The organism is Shewanella sp. SM68, assembly GCF_025653925.1.
GTDB lineage: Bacteria > Pseudomonadota > Gammaproteobacteria > Enterobacterales > Shewanellaceae > Shewanella > Shewanella oncorhynchi.
The window spans coordinates 161,198-179,978 of sequence record NZ_JAKKRU010000001.1 but is presented as its reverse complement, the minus strand read 5'-3'; the positions used below and the strand labels follow the sequence as shown (position 1 = coordinate 179,978).

The 18,781-nt window shown below is 45.8% G+C and carries 14 protein-coding genes; 3 read left to right on the top strand and 11 right to left on the bottom strand.

Annotated features, from left to right (window positions below):
* Window positions 1-254: 254 nt before the first annotated feature.
* From L5M40_RS00775 to L5M40_RS00750, 6 genes are all read right to left on the bottom strand, one after another.
* The gene (locus L5M40_RS00775) at window positions 255-2,420 is read right to left on the bottom strand and encodes an ATP-dependent RecD-like DNA helicase (protein ID WP_263256176.1); all 2,166 of its coding nucleotides are present in this window, start codon (window positions 2,418-2,420) and stop codon (window positions 255-257) included.
* Entirely contained in the window at window positions 2,417-2,854 is a 438-nt protein-coding gene (locus tag L5M40_RS00770; RefSeq protein ID WP_016807539.1) for a VPA1267 family protein, read from the bottom strand. Before L5M40_RS00770 ends, L5M40_RS00775 begins: the two co-directional genes overlap by 4 nt.
* Entirely contained in the window at window positions 2,854-3,531 is a 678-nt protein-coding gene (gmtX, locus tag L5M40_RS00765) for a gamma-mobile-trio protein GmtX (RefSeq protein WP_016807538.1), read from the bottom strand. The genes L5M40_RS00770 and gmtX overlap by 1 nt, the downstream gene beginning before the upstream one ends.
* Window positions 3,531-6,191, bottom strand: a complete 2,661-nt coding sequence (locus L5M40_RS00760; RefSeq protein WP_263256174.1) for an integrase family protein — start codon at window positions 6,189-6,191, stop codon at window positions 3,531-3,533. The genes gmtX and L5M40_RS00760 overlap by 1 nt, the downstream gene beginning before the upstream one ends.
* Window positions 6,191-7,648 (bottom strand): gamma-mobile-trio recombinase GmtY, encoded by a 1,458-nt coding sequence (gene gmtY / locus L5M40_RS00755; RefSeq protein WP_016807536.1) that lies wholly within the window; start codon window positions 7,646-7,648, stop codon window positions 6,191-6,193. The genes L5M40_RS00760 and gmtY overlap by 1 nt, the downstream gene beginning before the upstream one ends.
* 193 nt (window positions 7,649-7,841) lie before the next feature.
* A complete protein-coding gene (locus tag L5M40_RS00750; RefSeq protein WP_028759978.1) occupies window positions 7,842-9,275 on the bottom strand; it encodes a glyceraldehyde-3-phosphate dehydrogenase in 1,434 nt (477 codons plus the stop codon).
* 203 nt (window positions 9,276-9,478) lie between these two features.
* On the opposite strand from L5M40_RS00750, the gene L5M40_RS00745 reads away from it, so the two are divergent.
* Window positions 9,479-10,378 (top strand): DUF2989 domain-containing protein, encoded by a 900-nt coding sequence (locus L5M40_RS00745; protein WP_263161137.1) that lies wholly within the window; start codon window positions 9,479-9,481, stop codon window positions 10,376-10,378.
* A gap of 201 nt (window positions 10,379-10,579) precedes the next feature.
* A complete protein-coding gene (gene gap / locus L5M40_RS00740) occupies window positions 10,580-11,590 on the top strand; it encodes a type I glyceraldehyde-3-phosphate dehydrogenase (protein WP_006081590.1) in 1,011 nt (336 codons plus the stop codon).
* A gap of 159 nt (window positions 11,591-11,749) precedes the next feature.
* Here the strand turns inward: gap and nadA are convergent, their stop codons facing one another.
* From nadA to astE, 5 genes are all read right to left on the bottom strand, one after another.
* Window positions 11,750-12,832 (bottom strand): quinolinate synthase NadA, encoded by a 1,083-nt coding sequence (gene nadA / locus L5M40_RS00735; RefSeq protein WP_173244924.1) that lies wholly within the window; start codon window positions 12,830-12,832, stop codon window positions 11,750-11,752.
* Between the two features lie 132 nt (window positions 12,833-12,964).
* A complete protein-coding gene (locus L5M40_RS00730; protein ID WP_173244927.1) occupies window positions 12,965-14,578 on the bottom strand; it encodes a dihydrolipoyllysine-residue acetyltransferase in 1,614 nt (537 codons plus the stop codon).
* 9 nt (window positions 14,579-14,587) lie between these two features.
* Window positions 14,588-15,565, bottom strand: coding sequence for an alpha-ketoacid dehydrogenase subunit beta (locus L5M40_RS00725; RefSeq protein ID WP_028759982.1), 978 nt, complete (start codon window positions 15,563-15,565; stop codon window positions 14,588-14,590).
* 3 nt (window positions 15,566-15,568) lie between these two features.
* Window positions 15,569-16,747 carry a thiamine pyrophosphate-dependent dehydrogenase E1 component subunit alpha gene (locus tag L5M40_RS00720; protein ID WP_113939702.1) on the bottom strand — a complete coding sequence of 393 codons (1,179 nt, stop codon included), beginning with the start codon at window positions 16,745-16,747 and terminating at the stop codon, window positions 15,569-15,571.
* A gap of 162 nt (window positions 16,748-16,909) precedes the next feature.
* Window positions 16,910-17,944, bottom strand: a complete 1,035-nt coding sequence (gene astE / locus L5M40_RS00715; protein WP_263256173.1) for a succinylglutamate desuccinylase — start codon at window positions 17,942-17,944, stop codon at window positions 16,910-16,912.
* Window positions 17,945-18,274: 330 nt separating this feature from the next.
* Between astE and msrA the strand changes: the two genes are divergently transcribed.
* Complete coding sequence (gene msrA / locus L5M40_RS00710) at window positions 18,275-18,754, top strand: peptide-methionine (S)-S-oxide reductase MsrA (protein WP_263256172.1); 480 nt, start codon at window positions 18,275-18,277, stop codon at window positions 18,752-18,754.
* Window positions 18,755-18,781 lie beyond the last annotated feature (27 nt).

Sequence of the window (18,781 nt, the reverse complement as noted above, 5' to 3'; positions counted from 1 at the left end):
GTGGTTGAGACACATGCCATTTTGCGGTTAAAAGTCCGTCCAACTTCAGGCGTTAATGTCCGCTCTATCAAGCAAAGCATACTTTCGCATGAGTACTATGATGCGGAGAGAAATTTCTGCTTTTCGCTCTTAGCTGACGATCAATTAACTGTATGACTGCTGAAGCTGGTGGTTACATGAAAGTGCAACGGGTTGTAAGCCGCGATTGATCGTGGTGATAAATTTGGGTGATGTTTTGCAGCTTTGCTAATTTGCTAATTTTGGTGTAGTAGTTCACTCAAGTAGCTATTTCGCTTATGTGAGTTACTGTGGGCATCTGTAATACCCCTTAGTTCATCCGAGCTACCAACTATATGGATCTCAACCTCGGCTCTGGTAATCGCGGTATACAGCCACGCTCTATCAACGATTTTGCCTTTCTGTAGTGCAATAATGATTCTAGGAAACTGCGATCCTTGAGCTTTATGTAGGGTTATTGCATAACCCAACTCCATGCAATCGAGCACGGATTGTGTGACCTCAACTTTATCCCCCGTATCCAGCGTTACTACACCATAACTTTCACCTGATGAGTCAATGCTGGTAAGCGTACCAAGAGAGCCGTTTTGAATGCCTTTATCATAGTGGTTTTGCGTAAATAGAATCGCATCATTCAATCTGAGGTTTTGAAAGAATCTCTCACCGTGCATTTCAAACTCAAGCCTTCTACCGCTTGGGTTAACAGCCTCTTGGGTCAGTTTATTAATTTCAGCAACGAGTGCCTTGGTCGGTGCCATGACGCGACTATTTTCAGGTGATTGCTGATACAACTCACAACAGGCTTGAGCAATGTCGCTCTTTGCCGTTTCGTGGAAGTGAATAGCCCCCGTACTTAGTTTTTCAGGCACGATACCTTGATTAATGAGCTTGGAGTATTCAGGAATACCCGTTGAGCCTTTCTGACGCTTAACGATATCTAGCATAGTATTAGCAATGGCTTTTGATAGAACGATATCAGCCAAAACCTTGCCGCACCCTATAGGTGGTAACTGGTCAGGGTCGCCAGTAAAGATAATACGAACCGATGGGTGAATATGGTTGACCAGGCGATACATGGTTGGCAAGTCAATCATACTGGCTTCATCTATTACCAGTAAATGCTTTGGCTGGTCTGAACTTGGCTCAATAGGTTCTCTACGTAATAACTTAGCGATAGTTGAGGTGATAAAGCCAATTGACTCATGCAAGCGCATAGCAGCTCGGCCACTCAGTGCTACTGCATGTATTTCAAATCCCATTTGATGGTAGGCTCGAAGTGCGGTTCTAAGGACTGTGGTTTTACCTGTGCCAGCTCCGCCCGTAATACAGCTCACGGCGTTATCCAAACACGTTGTCACTGCTTCAATCTGTTTCTTGGTTAGCTCGTATGGTAATTCATCAACCGAAGAGCAATATGCAGAATTTGCAACTTCGTCATAAAGGTTGTTTTGATTAGCTAGTGCTTTAAGTCGTTTGGCAACGACATTTTCCATCAACAACTGGGCGGTTGGATGATAAGAGCCAGTGTCAGGGTTTAGGATGTATTGCGCTTTGTTGTGACCTGCTTTAAACGCTTCCGTCACCAGTTCCTTATCTTTGAGCAATTTGGTTAGGTATGGGCGTAAACACGCTTGAGTTGTATAGGTGTGGCCTTTCTCAATCTCTTTTCGAATCGCGGTTTCAAGTGCGGCACTTAGTCTGCGGTGATCACAAACTGTGATCTTAAACTGGTCAAAATTAACCAGTTTATCGACATCCGTAAACGACATTCCAAACCCAATAAGGACATACGGATTTTGTTTAATAGCCTCAATGGACTCTTCTCCATGATGCTTCAATAAGCGCTGCTGAATACTTGCTGGTATCTTGTGTTCGGTCATCCAGTTGCAGTAGGCCAGATTCTTATATTTGGCGTAACCCTCAAATAACGCATTGATAGAATCTTCACTCAGGACACTTCTAAGGCGCTCTCTTGATTCATGAGTGTCTTTTCTAACCGTTGGGTGAAAATCCTTTCCTAACAGTTCCCAAAGTGCTCTAGCTTTACTTTCACCGATACCTTTGAAATCACTTTCTCTGGCAATAAAGCGAATAAGCTGTTCACCCGTTTCTGGCAGGCTGCATTCGATGTGCTCTGGTGATTCATAGGTATGCTGCTGCATCACGAAATCACCTGTTTCTACTTCCTCTACCAAACGAGTTCCCTTCACTGACCAGTGCTGGCCGAGGGCTGGTTGAACGGGGATGGCATCTGGATCAGCTTTGATGGTGACGTAATACTTGCCGCTATTGGTTTTGTGTGAGTTTTTTTTCAGTGGCACGCCACTGAATATCACCATTTTGGTAGAGCTGTACGGAATGCTCGTGACACGCATTTGGTCTTGATGGAGTGTAAATTTCATCGTGGCATAAACCCCATTTCTGACAAGGTTTCATTCAGTTCGCCAAACCGCTCCAGTTTACCTTCCAGCTCTTTAACTTTGGCTTTTAGCTCAATGTTTTCAGCTTCTAAGGTCGATACTCGTTTTGAGTCGAGCAGCTTGCGATTAGCCGTGTTGTCGTATTGCTTTGGTTTGTCGGTATTGTTCCTTGCAGATTCGGTCAGTGGCGGGAGTATACCTTTATCACGCAGTTTGTCTTCTAATGCCTTGAGCGCTTTTCTAAGCGTAGGATTTTGGTTAAGGGCAGACTTACCGCAACCAACCCCTTTTGCTACTTCGATGCGGTTGAGCTTGCCTTTAAAGGCGATTTGCTTAAAGTCATCATCAGTTTGAGTGGCTTGCCATACTTCAAATGCTTCGAGGTTTTGCTGCGCTCTTTGCTGACCGTTCGCCATTAATCATCTACCTCACCTAACAACTTGCGTAGACCTGTCGCAAAGCCTCTAGGGAATATTTCTGTGTTGTATTCCATGTCTTTTACTTGGCCTGCTTGTGTGGTTTGCCAGTTATGTTTTTCCATACATTCGTCAGAGATAGCGTAGGCTAAGGCGTTCTTCTCAGATTCGGTCAAGATGCCAGATAGTGAAGGCAAGACTTCAACACTCGGCTCTGCGCTTGCATCAAACTGACGTACAGGACGCTTATCAATGGTAATATTCGCGTGCTGTTTTAGCAGATTAACCTCTTTGCGATAACGGTTGCGCTCGGCAATAATCTGACCAAACAAAGCCCGTACCGCAGGGTCTGGAATACGCTCAAGTAGCTTGTTATCCTGTGGAACAGACTTAGAGCGTGAGGTTGGCGATAACGGCTTTTTGGTGGTTGTTTTGCACTTTGCTGCCCATGCTTCAATCAAGGTGCGGTAGTGCTTGTTTTTGGTTGCTCGTAACGCTTCGTAACCTGGGCCACCCTCTGCTGCTGATACTCGCCCCATTTGTGCAATGGAGAAATCACGCTGCCCCGATCCTGCATAGGCTTTCAGGATGTCGTTAAGCTTATCTAGGTTTTTTTGGGTTCTTGGCACTTTGTCGTCTTTTAAGTCAGCCAAGATGATATCAATATTAATGTCCATTAACCCTCCAATAGCGCAGGTTGGGTGAGATTTTCTAAGCGTAAGGCTTTATCCGACAGTGCATTCATGCCAGCGTTAAATAGCTTGTGATTAGACAGGTATTCACCCGCTTCGATGTAATTAGCCACTTTACGGTAGCCTTCCATTTTATCGTCAGGGTCGGCTATCTTTGCCATTTGGCGTAGCATGGCATTACCAGCGATTAGCTGCTGTTTTTCATCCATTTCCATAAAGATAGGCTCAAAGCCTTTCTTCATCAGAGCACGACTAAGTTGGCGGGAGCGCTTTTCAATAGCAGGCGTCTTACGCAATTCATCCTGCAAGTCAGGGAAGAATTCGGCATCGTCACATAGAAGGGATAAGTGCAGTAACTCAGACTCTGTTTCAACGAATTTCAAGGCATGGCTAATATCTTGTTCATTCCCTACTGCAATCAATTTATCTTTGGTGTCGTCATCGTTTCGGGCTTCCTCGACGTGAATGATTTTGCTGATTAGCTCGAAGCACGCTATCCAGTCTTTGGTGTATTCATCGGCTTCTACTTGTTGCTTTTCATAGCGGCGCTGTAGAACCTGCATGTCATTATGTTTGGTAAAAGGCGCACCTTGCTCTTCACAGAAGAACTGCTCGTCTTTGAGTGCTTCTAGCTCACCCTCGATTTCAACCGATAGGTTAGCCGCTTGGTGCGCCTTGTAACTAAGTTGATTAAACTGAACGTTAAGCGCTGGCAGGTATCGCGCCTCAGTAATAAACCAACGGCAACGAATGCAGTTTTCAGGGCCATGCGGTACGCTGCCATAGATGCGATTAACGGCAGCACTTGCATCTCTAATCAACTCACCACCGTTCCAGCACCCGCCCAGCGTACTGACTTCATCGGATTTTACGGTGTTGCCTCCGACCAAACATAAGCCAGCTGAACGCTCCTCCCAGCCGATGGGATTACGGTTAACTAATGCCGCCTGAATGCTATCTTCTTTGTGATAGACCATTTTGCATTGAATTTGCGCTAGTGAGGCATCTTTGAGGAAGTTGCGCACTGATTGCTTGGCTTTACCCTCAAGCTCCCCCTCGGCTTCACTCATTTTTTCCGCCATCACGGACGGGGTAATTTTGTTGTAGTAGATGGTCATTAGGATACGTGAGTGCCCTGCCAGTAGTTTGGATATGACCGGTAGTGGCAATTGGGTATCCATCGTGTAGGCAGTTATCAGCGATACACGCAAGCTGTGCAGGGGGAAATTTGTGGCAACCTTAGCGTTTTCTGGAGTGTCTTCTGGGTAATCCACAACCAGTTTAAGTCGCTCTCCATTATCAAGCGTATTACCTTGCTCAGCGAGCTGGTTTTCCAATTCCAGTAACAATTGATACCAGAAAGGTGCTATATTCGCAGCCCCACAAATTGGTTTGTATTTATCTTCTCCTTTCGCTGACGCATCCCGAAACAGAAAGGCGATTTCACCCATGCTTTCTAACTGGGTTTGTGACTTATGTTTGCCAATATGTTTAGTTAACAGCGTGGTGCAGTCTGTCGGTTTCACTATAGGGTTGTATTTTTCCTGCCAGTTACGCAGTTTTTCCAGCCAATATAATACTTCCTCATTCTGCCAAGGGATGATGTAGCCCCGCTCAAGTTCGTCTTTATTTTGGTCAGCGGTTTTGTTGGTGTTGATATATAAACCTGTGGAATACTGGCCTGTCATGGTGTCATGGATACGGCGAATGATGCCTTTACCAAAAGGGCGTTTTTCGCTACCGAGCGCAAAGTCATGCTTGTCATTGAGCTTCCAACGACCGCTTTCATAACGCCACGTATCCGCTTCACCACTGTCTAACATACGCACTTGATAGGTGCGCAGTGGCAGATGCAGCTTCATAAATATAACCATCGCTTTGACAGGTGACCAGATTTGGTGGAGGGTGATTCTTTTATTATCTCTAGTCACCTCTTTGGTACGCCACACACAATCGGGGTCAGATTTGTCAATCAAGTCAGGCTCAACTTCAAACCAATCGCCACCTGATTTCCTTTGCCCTGCCTGCTCTTGTGCCCATGTCCAATGCTTGAAATGTCGGTAGTGATAGCTAGGCAGTAACGACTCGCCTTGTGGTAGGTTTTGCTCAATCACCGTCAGTTCCGCTTTATCTGGCAATGGACACAGAATTTGGCGCAGGTCTTGGATGTAACGATACGGAAGTGGGTTACGCACGGTTTCAGTGTGTGATTGTTGCCTCTTAATTTTGCTCAGCGGATTGCGAACCAGTGGCATTAAGTTGCCGCTATCATCTTCTTCAGATAGATGATGCTCAATGACGTAATTAATGAAGTCACCGAGGTGGTTGATAGATTTTGATACTTTGACGGGGTCGTTAATAGTTTTTCTCACAGTAGCTTCTAGCTCTTCAGTGGAGCAGATATGGCCATTGTAGCCCTTGAAAAACAGACCAATATCAGTTGCATAGGGAGCGCACTCCAACAGGTAGGACTCAAAAAAACGGCTCAACGCGGAAAGCTTGTGGTCAACCCCCACATGCTGTGTCGCCATCCACTCAGCGGCTAATTCCTGCCATTGCTCCCACTCAGGGCCAAGGGTGGTGAGCATCCATTTAAACGTTAAGTCCGATGTACGCCCGTCATGTTTCTTGACTTTTTTTGCCATTATTTACCTCGTAATTTCGGATGCTTGCCTGTGAAATAGCCTTGCGGGTCAATATCGTCAAAACCGTGCTCGACCAACTCTTTCCAATCTAGCGATTTTACTTTGGACTCAGGATTTGCCAGTTGTAGCGTGGCCTTGTTGAGTTCATCGGAAATTTCCTGCTGCCCTTTACCTGTGTAGGGAACTTGAGACTCCAGTGATTTATGGTGCATACATCGTCGTATCACCAACGGGTTAAGTCCTGAACGCTCTAAGCGTCTGCCATAACTATGACGATGACCGTGCGGGTCGAACCCTTCCGATTTGTTTGGCTCTAAGCCAATGCGCCTTAATCCCGCCGCATAGCTTTGGTGAAACGCATTCAAAGTGTATGGGTTTCCAAGGGCGCTGTGATGGAATGAAATGAACGCATAGGTGTGATGGCAGTCAATACTGGCTCGATATTTTTGGTATCTCTTCCACAGTGACATAAAAACCTTGCCATAATCCGTTGGAAACCACTGAACTTGTATGTAGTTATCTCGATGGTCTACAACTCTTGTTTTCCAGCCAACGTATGCCGTGCCTTTCATTCGTTTGCGTGGTATACGAGCGTATTTTTCTTGTAAATAGGCTTCTCTGGTTTTTGTCCCTGAGCGACTACGCCAACCTTCGGGTGCTTTACCATCGACTTCGTTGTAAATTCGAACTATCGCTTTTTCAGGGTCATACGGATCTTCAAGTACATCAGTCACCCACAGCATAATAGCTTCGCTTTCACGCAAACCGCCACCGTGCATCAAGAGCAGCATAAGCTTATCTCTCAACGCAACTCGTGGATCTTTTGCTCCGCCAATACCATCTTTATAGAATGATTCCCAATGCTTATCTGGGAATGCTAAAGCATCGTCTTCGGCTTTCGTCAATGGAGTACGTCCTTTCATTGTGCGAGCTTTACGGATGGTTTTGTTAACGGTTTTATCTTCAATATGTCCAAGGAAGTCATTTTGGTTTTTTCGATACCAAGCAGCGTAATTAAGGCGTTGCTCATGAGGTGTGGCATCTCGCAAAGGGTTCATTGGCTCTGCGCCATGCTTGTTAGCCAGCCAATCAGTAAATGCCGTTAATCGATGAATATGTTTATTGACGTTATCAGTTGAGCTTGGCACCCAGTACAAGCCAGAGGGATCTAAACCATCTTCACCGATGGTGCCTGTGTAAAGACGCTTAGCAAAGGTTTGGAATAGCATTTTAGGATCTTCAAATAATCCTTTGTTGGCTTCCATGTAATCCAAGAGCAAAGAAGTGGCTTGTATAAAACCATTCATTAAAGCATTACTAGCACCATCAGCTTCCATCTTTAGCAAGTAATCGGTAACTGAACCAACTTCACCTTGTTCGGTGATCAAGATGGGGAGCTGACTTTTAATGCCAGTATTATCTTCTACGATAGTTGCTTTGACTTTAACCGATGACAAGGTTCATTCCTTTATACACGTTAAACATACAATACACTATAATTCTAAAGAGTTTATTGTCAAATAAAAAGGCAGATTTCTCTGCCTTAATACACAATATACATAGTTCAAGGTACTATATATAACTATTGGGCGCTTTATTCAAAGGTTAAGCAAAGTCATTAATCACTCGAGCAAAACCTACGTGGGCAATTTACGCAGGTAGAGATAGCGTCGTTAAACCTAACATCGTTTGCATTACGCCAACCACTTGGCAACTGTAACCAAATTCGTTGTCATACCATACATAAAGAATGGCACGCTTGCCTTCTGCAATAGTCGCTTGTGAATCAACCACACCCGCGTAGCGAGAACCGACTAAATCGCTCGATACAATCTCAGTAGAGTCTGTGTAGTCAATTTGATTTTGCAGTGGTGATTGTAGCGCCGTATCTTTCAGATACTCGTTAAGCTCATCTTTACTGGTCTCAGCATTCAGGTTCATGCTGATGATCGCCATAGAGACGTTAGGCGTCGGCACACGAATCGCGTTACCAGTTAACTTACCAGCTAATGCAGGTAAAGCTTTAGCAACCGCTTTTGCTGCACCCGTTTCAGTGATCACCATGTTTAATGGTGCACTACGGCCACGACGGTCAGCGGTATGATAGTTATCAATCAGGTTTTGATCGTTGGTATAAGAATGAATCGTTTCAACGTGACCATTCTCGATACCATATTTATCATTCACAGCTTTCAGTACTGGCGTAATAGCATTGGTGGTACAACTCGCCGCTGAAACGATAATGTCTTCAGGGGTAATATCGCCTTCGTTCACACCGTAAACAATGTTCTTAATCGCGCCTTTTGCAGGAGCCGTCAGTAATACTTTGCTGGCACCTGGGCTCTTAAGGTGTAAACCAAGACCCGCTTCATCTTTCCAAATACCTGTATTATCAACAATCAATGCATCATTGATGTCGTATTTAGTGTAATCCACTTCGTCGGGTGAATTAGCATAGATCACTTGGATATAAGTGCCGTTGGCTATGATGGCGTTGTTCTCTTCGTCAACTTCAACAGAGCCATTGAAAGGGCCATGGACTGAGTCACGACGCAGTAAACTCGCGCGTTTTTCTAAATCGCCTTTCTTACCGCCACGTAAAACGATAGCGCGTAACCTTAACTTATTGCTGCGACCTGTGCGTTCAATCAGCAAGCGTGCCAATAAGCGACCGATACGGCCAAAACCATAAAGCACGACGTCACGCGGTGCGACATCATCGGCATGGTCGATAGCATCGGCCAATTCTTTTGCCATATAGCTTTCAATTTCGCTGACATCAGTATGGTCGCGCCAGTAATTGACAGCGAGTTTACCAATATCCACTTTACATTGTTTAACTGCGAGTTTGCTCAAAGCTTGAACGAAGGGGAAACTCTCGCGTAAACGCAATTTTTCACCGACATGACGACGAACTAAACGGTGCGCTTTAATGATTTCAATCGTAGAAGCATTGAGTAACGGCTTGCCGTAGACCACGACTTCAACGCCTTGGTTACGGTACAACTTGCCTAACAAAGGCTGCATCGCCTCTGCCATTTCAAAACGTTCTTGCCAACTTTGTAGGTGTTTATCAGCGCTCATTTACAGATCCTTTATCTCACTTTTCAATAAAATGTACTGAAAGGTTTGAGTAACATGACGAAAAGACCAATAATCTAATGCGGGTTTTAGGGAAAACCCTGTTTTGGTCGGCGCCATTGTAATGAAAGTCGCGCTTTGTTGCCAGTAAGATATTTTCTGTAAATCTGTAATTTTATTAGAAAAATTATCGTTTGGAGAGTGTTTTGAGACAAAATCTAGTAATAATTACATCATTTACCTTAGGGATGAGCTTTTTCGGTCTTTTCGGTTGTGATAATGACCGAAATATCTCAGTAATTTGTAAAAATAATCCTGAAATTTGTGCCGATTTGCATAAGGACAGCTGGTGTTTGACTGAAAAGACCAAACTTATCCAAAACCGCTACAAGTTAAAAGACAACGAAAACCTCACAGGTAAGCAGCTCTACTCACAATTAACCTACCTTGAGGATTACAGCCGTTGTATTGAACTCGCCTCTGGCGTTCAGCATATCATCCACACCAATCGCACAGCAGATAGAGCCAGAGCCTTTAGACTAAGCACTCAAAATTTAAGTTTACTACAAGATCAAACCCGTGAACGGCAAGACCCTTTTATGTCCTATTACCAATGGACTCGCTTTGGCGATACCGCAGCGTTAAATAGATTATTAGAACAGGAAAACGCCGGCGAAGTGACTGACCCCTTTCTACTTGCCCAAGTCGCAACCTATTACAGCAATCGAAATGCCATCAAAGCGCAACAACTCTATCTTAAAGTCTTTGCGGAGATCCATTACGATGATTTCGACGTTAACTGGTTACTTGGGCTCGCATCTGCCTATCGCCAGCAACAAGTTTTAGATAAATCCTATATGCTGACGAAAGCAAATTTACTACTTACGCAGCAGAAGTATTCTGAGGAAAAAATGCTAGCCTTGCTCGGTGGCAATAAAACGCTGGCGACTGAACTCGATCTAAAAGCCCAAGCCCTTATCGATGTGCTAAAAAAGGGCACTTATTCTATGAGTCCAGTAAGACAATGGCTTGATCCTCAAGCGGTTGCCCAAGCGCCAACTGCAACTGAGGTGGTGCCGCCTGCGCCTGTCGAAAAAGTAAACTAAGCAACTGATGGCAAAATGTTTGCCATCTTGTAATTTTTTACCCAATTAACGCGTGAAAAATGGCGATTTCGCGACCGATGTAAAAAAAATACCTAATTTGTTAATCAAGACAGCGGTAAAATGCCGATTTAACTTGACGATAGCTGTCAGTTTGGTAATTTTACTACCAGTTGAATTTTATAATCACCAGAGGGATATGAGATGACTATCCGTGTAGCAATAAATGGCTATGGCCGTATCGGTAGAAACGTATTACGCGCCTTGTACGAAAGCGAAAAAGCTTATCCAATCAAGATTGTCGCTATTAATGATTTAGGCGACGCTTCAATCAACGCTCACCTGACAAAATACGATTCTGTTCATGGTCGTTTCAATGCGAAAGTTGACCATGATGCCGAAGCTATTTATGTGAATGGCGATAAGATCCTCACTTTCCAAGAACGTGATCCTGCAAAACTACCATGGGCTGAGTTGCAAGTAGACGTGGTGTTCGAATGTACCGGTATCTTCACTTCTAAAGAAACCGTTCAACCACATTTAACCGCTGGCGCGAAGAAAGTGATTATTTCTGCTCCAGGTAAAAATGTGGATGCCACAGTTGTTTACGGTGTGAACAACAACGTGCTGACCTCAGACATGACAGTGATTTCAAATGCTTCTTGTACAACAAACTGTTTAGCCCCTTTTGCTAAGCCGTTAAATGACGAGATTGGTATCGAATCAGGCCTGATGACCACCATTCACGCTTATACCAACGATCAACGTTTATCTGACGTGTACCACACAGATTTACGTCGTGCCCGTGCTGCGGCACTGTCAATGATCCCAACTAAAACTGGCGCAGCAGCTGCTGTAGGTTTGGTTGTACCTGAATTACAAGGTAAATTCGACGGTTTAGCGGTTCGTGTACCTACAGTTAACGTATCACTCGTGGATTTATCTTTCATCGCTGCCCGTGATACGACAGTTGAAGAAGTGAATGCCATTATCGAACGCGCTGCCAGCGTTGCGCCATTGAGCGAAGTGTTAGCGGTAAACAAAGAGCCATTGGTGTCTATCGACTTTAACCACAATGCGTTTTCTTCAAACTTTGACGCAACTCAAACCCGTGTAAACGGTCGTTTAGTGAAAGTGATGTCTTGGTATGATAACGAGTGGGGATTCAGTAACCGTATGTTAGATAACGCGGTTGCACTGATGAACGCCAAGTAAGCGTAAAGTAATCTAGTCATTAGATCCCGCGTTACTCAATCAAGCCTCGCATTTGCGAGGCTTTTTATTGCCTTAGTTTTAATAAAAACAACAGACATAAAAAATCCCCACGCTATGGTAGGGATTTTTATTAGGCTGAAGAAAAGCTAAATAACGCGCTTAGGCATTACCCTTCACTTTCATATTCAGTGTCTTGGCAAAATCCAGCATACGCGTCAGCGGAATAAGCGCCTTAACTCTTAAGTCTTCATCTACAAAAATCTCATGGGTGGTTTTATCGCTGTCGGCGAGTGACGCTTCAATTGCCTGCAAACCGTTCATCGCCATCCAAGGACAGTGGGCACAGCTCTTACAGGTTGCGCCATTTCCGCCCGTTGGCGCTTCAATTAAAATTTTACCTGGCGCCGCCTGCTGCATTTTATAAAAAATGCCGCGATCGGTTGCCACGATAAAACGCTCATTCGGCATGGTCTGCGCCGCTTTAATCAGCTGACTGGTCGAGCCAACAGCATTGGCCATCGCCACCACACTGGCTGGCGACTCAGGATGCACAAGAATAGCTGCATCTGGGTAAACGCTTTTCATATCGCGCAGCGCATTAGATTTAAACTCGTCATGAACAATACAATCGCCCTGCCACATCAACATGTCGGCGCCCGTCTGTTTGGCAATATAGCTGCCTAAATGACGATCGGGTCCCCAAATGATCTTTTTACCTTCACTGTCTAAGTGCTCAACGATTTCGAGAGCAATACTTGAGGTCACCACCCAATCGGCACGCGCTTTAACCGCAGCCGAGGTATTGGCGTAAACCACCACAGTATGATCTGGGTGCGCGTCGCAGAAAGCGCTGAACTTATCGATTGGACAACCTAAGTCCAATGAACAGGTCGCTTCAAGGGTCGGCATTAAAATGGTTTTTTCTGGGCTTAAAATCTTGGCGGTTTCGCCCATAAACTTGACCCCAGCAACGATTAAGGTTTTTGCTGGGTGATCGCGGCCAAAGCGCGCCATTTCTAAGGAGTCTGAAACGCAGCCGCCAGTCTCTTCGGCGAGGGCTTGGATTTCAGGATCGGTATAATAGTGGGCAACCAGAACGGCATCTTTTTCAATGAGCAGTTGTTTGATCCGCGCCTTATAATCGGCTTTTTGCGCATCGGACAAAGGCACTGGTTTAGGCGGAAACGGGTAATCAATGGTTTCTATTGTTGGAGCAAATGGGCTGGGGGCTAACTGACTCATAACACATCCATCAGGATAACTACGTTCGGGAATTATACGTAATCGGGATCAAAAGATTAACCCATTTGTGCAAAGCAAATAAAAAAGGACGCTTTTAGCGTCCTTTTAGTGTCAGTTATTCGTGCCAGCGGCTTAGCGCATCGCTAATAACATCTCTTGTGGCTGCTCAAGATACTGTTTCCACAGATTACAGAAGCGAGCAATGGTGCCGCCATCGATCACTCTATGGTCACCTGACCAGCTCACTTGCATGATTTGGCGAGCTTCGACTTCCCCTTTCGCGTTAAAGCGCGGTAGGGTTTGCAACTTACCTAAGGCCACAATCGCCACCTCAGGTTTGTTGATAATAGGCGTCGCCACTGTGCCACCTAAAGCGCCAATGTTAGAAATAGATATAGTGCCGTCTTTCAGATCCGCTGGCGCCACGCGGCCGCTACGGGCTGCTTGGGTCAGGCGGGTGATTTCTGCGGCCACTTCTAAAATGCTCTTGTCCTGCACATCTTTGATGTTGGGCACCAAGAGACCGACTTTAGAATCCACCGCCATGCCGATATTGTGACGCGCCTTATAAGTCAGTTCAGTGCAATCCGCATTCACTTGACTGTTCATCACAGGGAACTGACTTAACGCGAGCGACATTGACTTCATGAAGAAAGGCATCATGGTCAGCTTCACTTCATCAGACGAATACTTCACTTTCATGCTTTCACGCAGTGCAACTAAGTCTGTTAAATCAAACTCTTCACAATAGGTAAAGTGCGGAATGCTCGACACAGATTCCACCATCATGCGTGCCATCACAGCTTTTACGCCGCGGATAGGCTCAACCGTGTCAGCGCGTTGAGTCACTGTAGATGTTGGGACTTGGGTTTGAGATGCTTGAGTCGCTTGAACTGACGCCTCTTTTACCTGAGCCACACTTGGAGCAGAAACATTGCTCGCGCCTTGTTGGAAGCGAGTGATGTCTTCCTTATACACACGGCCGTGCTTTCCTGTGCCAGGTACTTGGCTCAAATCGATATCTAACGACCGCGCCATACGGCGAACTGCGGGGCTGGCTAAGGCTTTACCTTGACGAGCAGGCTCTGCACTCACAGCCTGCGCTGCAGGTGCCGCATTATCTGTATTTGTTGTCGCTGCAGGTGCAGAAGCCGCCTGTTCAACTTCAATGGCAAATAAAGGCGCATGCACTTTGGCAAGCTGACCTTTGCGATAATGCAGTTTGGCTATTTTACCCGCTTTAATGGCAGGAATTTGCACCAGCGCTTTATCTGTCATCACGTCGGCAATCGGTTGATCTTCCTCAACCCAATCACCTTCACTCACCAACCATTCGACTAGCTCACATTCAACTATGCCTTCGCCGATATCTGGTAGCAAGAATTCTTCAATGCTGACAGACGAACTGGATGACGTGGTCGCGTTTGTGACTGCCACTGGCTCAGCAGCTTTTGCGATTGTCGCAGCTGCAGCCGCAACAGATTCTTCGCCCGCGATTTCAACGGCACCTTCAATTTGTACGGCATAAAGCGGCGCATGCACTTTCGCAATATCGCCCTTGGCGTAATACAGCTTAGTGACTACGCCAGCAAAAGGCGCAGGGATTTGCACTAAGGCTTTGTCTGTCATGACATCGGCAATCGGCTGATCTTCAACGACTGTGTCGCCTTCTTTGACCAACCATTCAACCAACTCACACTCCACAACACCTTCGCCAATATCCGGCAAAATAAAATCTTTAATCATACCGGACTCCTAGAAGGTCACTGATGCTTTGATGGCTTCAAACGTTTTGAATGCATCTGGCATGTATTCTTTTTCATGAATGAGTGGGTACGGGGTATCTAAACCACAAACGCGGCTGATGGGTGACTCTAAATACAAGAAGCATTCTTGCTGAATCGTCGCCGCTATCTCACCAGCAAAACCACCGGTTAATGGCGCTTCATGGTTAACCAGTAAACGTCCGGTCTTTTTGACTGAATCGGCAACGGTATCGATATCCCAGGGTGACAAGGTGCGTAAATCGATAACTTCACAGGAGATCCCTTCTTTAGCGGCCATGTCGGCGGCTTTTTCAAGGATTTCCATTTGCGCGCCCCACGCTACTAAGGTGATGTCTTTACCTTCGCGAACCACTTCAGCCTTACCCAGTTCAATTTCATAATCGCCCGCTGGCACTTCGCCAACCGATGCACGATATAAACGCTTAGGCTCAAAGAAGATCACCGGATTTTTGTCACGGATTGACGCCAACAGCAGACCTTTGGCTTGCTCAGGGTTACGTGGCACCACCACTTTTAATCCCGGTGTCTGGGTAAAATAAGCTTCGGGTGATTGAGAGTGATAATGGCCGCCCGCGATACCGCCGCCATAGGGCGTACGGAACACTAATCCACCGACATCGAACTCATTACCGCTACGGTAACGGAACTTAGCCGACTCGTTAACGATTTGATCAAACGCCGGAAAGATATAATCGGCGAATTGAATTTCAGCCACGGCGGTCATGCCATTTGAGGCTAAACCATTGGCAAAACCGGCAATACCTTGCTCTGTCAGCGGCGTATTAAAGCAGCGAGCGCGACCGAATTTTTCTTGAAGACCGGAGGTGGCGCGAAATACCCCGCCAAAGTGGCCCACATCTTCACCAAAAACCACCATGCGTTCATCGGCTTGCATGGCAATCGACAAGGCCTCATTGACGGCCTGTAACATATTCATTTCAGCCACGGCTTATAGTCTCCCTGCACTTTTTGGATAGGCTTGCGGATATTTCTTGATATGTTCTTTAAGCTCGGCGAGTTGCTTTTTCAGCACTGGCGTCGGCTTGTCGTACACATCTTCAATAATTTCATCCAGCATAGGCACAGGAATTTTTTCAGCCACTTTTACCGCAGCCAATACTTCTTCACGATATTTTTCATGCAGTTTCACATCATCCGCTTCAGCCAACCAACCTTTGTTGATAAGCCATAATTTGAAGCGTTTAACCGGATCGTGTTGCTGCCACTTGGCTTCTTCATCTTTCGAGCGATAACCAGAGGGGTCGTCTGAAGAAGAGTGCGCGCCGAGACGATAAGTCATGGCTTCAATCAGCACAGGCGCATTATGCTCAATCGCATAGGCGCGGGCTTGCTGAGTTGCGGCTAACACGGCCAACATGTCATTACCATCAACACGAATGGTGTGCATGCCATAACCGACACCACGGCTGGCAATACCGTTACCGGCAAACTGCTCTTCAGTGGGGGTAGAAATCGCGTAGCCATTGTTACGACAGAAGAAAATCACTGGGCATTTCAGTACCGCGGCCATGTTTAGGCCAGCATGAAAATCCCCTTCCGATGCAGCGCCTTCGCCAAAATAACAAACCGCGACTTTGCGCTTACCTTGCATTTTTAAGCTGTAGCCCACACCAGTCGCCTGCGGGATTTGCGTGGCTAACGGTGAAGAAATCGTTTGATAATGCAATGCCGCACTACCGTAATGGATTGGCATTTGTCGACCTTTACCAAGATCTTTCTCGTTACTGAACATCTGATTCATAAACTGTTCAGTGGTAAAGCCGCGATAACGCAGCGCCGCATGCTCGCGATATTGCGCGAGGATCACATCTTCTTGATCGAGTGCGGCCACACTGCCGACAATCGCCGCTTCTTCACCCGTACAGGTCATGTAGAAGCTGATGCGCCCTTGACGCTGGGCGCCAAGCATACGTTCATCAAGTACCCGAGTGAATACACAGGTATCGTAAATTTTAGTGGCTAAGGTTTCATCTATCACAGGCAAAACCGCGGTTTCATAAGTGGTGCCGTCGGCTTGTAGAATTCGAAGGATAGGAATGTGTAGCGATGCCTTATCCAAGAAGCCGACACGGTGCACTGTATCAGTGTTGAGTGTTGCTTTGCTCATATTGTGCTCTTGTTATCTCATTACGCATCAAAGCGTTTTGATGCGTCTGTTTATACGAATATGCCCGACGAACATTACGTTAACGTAAACTACCTATCAACCATTGGCATAGCTCAAACCACAAGTTATCCCTGCCACGCATGTATATATTGCTTTACAAGCCTAACGCACGTCCGCATTCACCGCAGGGATCAGGCAAATCACAGTGCGATTGCCAATAGGCACTTTGGCATTAGGGAACACGACAGACTCAAACTCGTGCTCCACTTTAATTTCTTGCCCACCTTCCCGCGCTAAAACAAAGCCCTTCGGGAAAGATCTGAAGTTTTCGACATCTGTTGCGAAGGTAAATTCAAAATCATCGAAATGTTTATTGATGACGCGGCACACTTGGTACAAGTTAACCTTATCGGCATCAAATGCATCCAGCGCCAACGGCTTAGCGGTGATCAAGCGCATGAACATTTCATGGGTGGCGATAAAACGCGTCATGTCGTTCTGCCCCATGGGATACACTTTGCCAAGCTCAATGGTAAAGGCATCGGCACCGTAGCGTTCAGAGGAAAAATAGCTGAAGGTCGTGGTCGGTTCGTGGTGGAAAAGTACTGTATCGACGCCGCTTGCGGCTAAAAACATAATTTGCTCGCCGCTAAAGGCGCGCCCAGGACGATAGGGATAGATAGCGAACTTTTCATGCTTCGAGGCGCGCATCGCCGTGTGCAGATCATAATGGATGCGCTGACGTCCATCGGCAACCGCAGTATAAAAACGATCGACATAGGCTTCGAGTTTTTTGGCGCGTACTCGCTCAGGGTTCACTAACCCTAGTGGATTGGAATGCTCACCACTAAAAAGACGATTCATGTTTTCGTCAATAATCCGCGTGCCGTTATTAATCGCTAATGGGTTACCAATGAGAAATAAAGTGCGCTGCTTTGCGATGATCTTTTGCTGTAAAAGTTGTTTAATTAAGCTATTGCAGAGTTCAATGGGCGCGGTCTCGTTACCGTGAACACCGCAGGAAAGCACAATATCTTTTCCTTCATTCTGTATTGGTTCGAAAACAATAACACCGGTATCCCACACTTCCACTTGAGTATGATCGCCTAAGTTAAATGAAAATTCGCCATCGAACTGTTCAGGATGGGCTAAGGTGAGCGCTAAAAAATCCTTTGAATCTAACAGAGCTTGTAACACAGAATTCTCCTTATAATGATGTGTAACAGTATTGGCGCAATAGCATAAGTACAGGCAGTAATAACCACTTAAGCATTTATCTCACCGCGGTTAGTCTCACTCGCACCTAAAAAACGGCTTCAATACTAACACATGTTTTTAGTGCTGTTCTCAGACATTTATTGCCGTAGGACCCAGTTTTAAGCGGAATGACATTCAACTAAGCTGATTGTTAAATTCTTAGGACATTCCCTAAGAATTTCCCATGATAAATATTCCAGCTTGAGGCTTGCTTTTGCACTCAAGTTTTATCACAATCCTTAGCCATCTAGACTTCTATTGGATTTAATTATGGCGTTAGCAACCTTTGGTGCCGGCTGTTTCTGGGGCGTAGAGTATTTTTTTAGACAAGTGAACGGCGTATCGAATGCCACCTGCGGCTATATGGGCGGCAATAATGCGGCAACAACCTATGAAGAAGTCAAAAAAGGCAAAACGGGCCATGCCGAAGTGGTACAAGTGGAATTCGATCCCGCCCTTGTTAGTTATGAAGACTTGCTCGATGTATTTTGGAAAAACCACAATCCAACGAGTCTGAACATGCAAGGCGGAGATATTGGCACTCAATATCGCAGCACCATTTTCTTCCACGACCGTGAGCAAAAAGTGGCCGCAGAAGCCTCAAAGTTAGCTTTTGCCCGCTCGGGGCGTTGGGGATTACGCCATATCGTCACAGAAATAGTGCCACTGCAACAGTTCCATGTGGCTGAGGAATATCACCAAAATTACATCGATAAGAATAACTTACCGAGTTGTCATATCGAGTACTAAATACAGTCAAATCAGTATTAGATCAAC

What these genes read in the sequence shown, in the direction of transcription:
- L5M40_RS00750 (WP_028759978.1), bottom strand. Translation starts at nt 9,275, where the DNA reads ATGAGCGCTGATAAACACCTACAAAGTTGGCAAGAACGTTTTGAAATG.
- L5M40_RS00775 (WP_263256176.1), bottom strand. Translation starts at nt 2,420, where the DNA reads ATGAAATTTACACTCCATCAAGACCAAATGCGTGTCACGAGCATTCCG.
- gmtX (WP_016807538.1), bottom strand. Translation starts at nt 3,531, where the DNA reads ATGGACATTAATATTGATATCATCTTGGCTGACTTAAAAGACGACAAA.
- msrA (WP_263256172.1), top strand. Translation starts at nt 18,275, where the DNA reads ATGGCGTTAGCAACCTTTGGTGCCGGCTGTTTCTGGGGCGTAGAGTAT.
- L5M40_RS00760 (WP_263256174.1), bottom strand. Translation starts at nt 6,191, where the DNA reads ATGGCAAAAAAAGTCAAGAAACATGACGGGCGTACATCGGACTTAACG.
- nadA (WP_173244924.1), bottom strand. Translation starts at nt 12,832, where the DNA reads ATGAGTCAGTTAGCCCCCAGCCCATTTGCTCCAACAATAGAAACCATT.
- gap (WP_006081590.1), top strand. Translation starts at nt 10,580, where the DNA reads ATGACTATCCGTGTAGCAATAAATGGCTATGGCCGTATCGGTAGAAAC.
- L5M40_RS00770 (WP_016807539.1), bottom strand. Translation starts at nt 2,854, where the DNA reads ATGGCGAACGGTCAGCAAAGAGCGCAGCAAAACCTCGAAGCATTTGAA.
- L5M40_RS00720 (WP_113939702.1), bottom strand. Translation starts at nt 16,747, where the DNA reads ATGAGCAAAGCAACACTCAACACTGATACAGTGCACCGTGTCGGCTTC.
- L5M40_RS00730 (WP_173244927.1), bottom strand. Translation starts at nt 14,578, where the DNA reads ATGATTAAAGATTTTATTTTGCCGGATATTGGCGAAGGTGTTGTGGAG.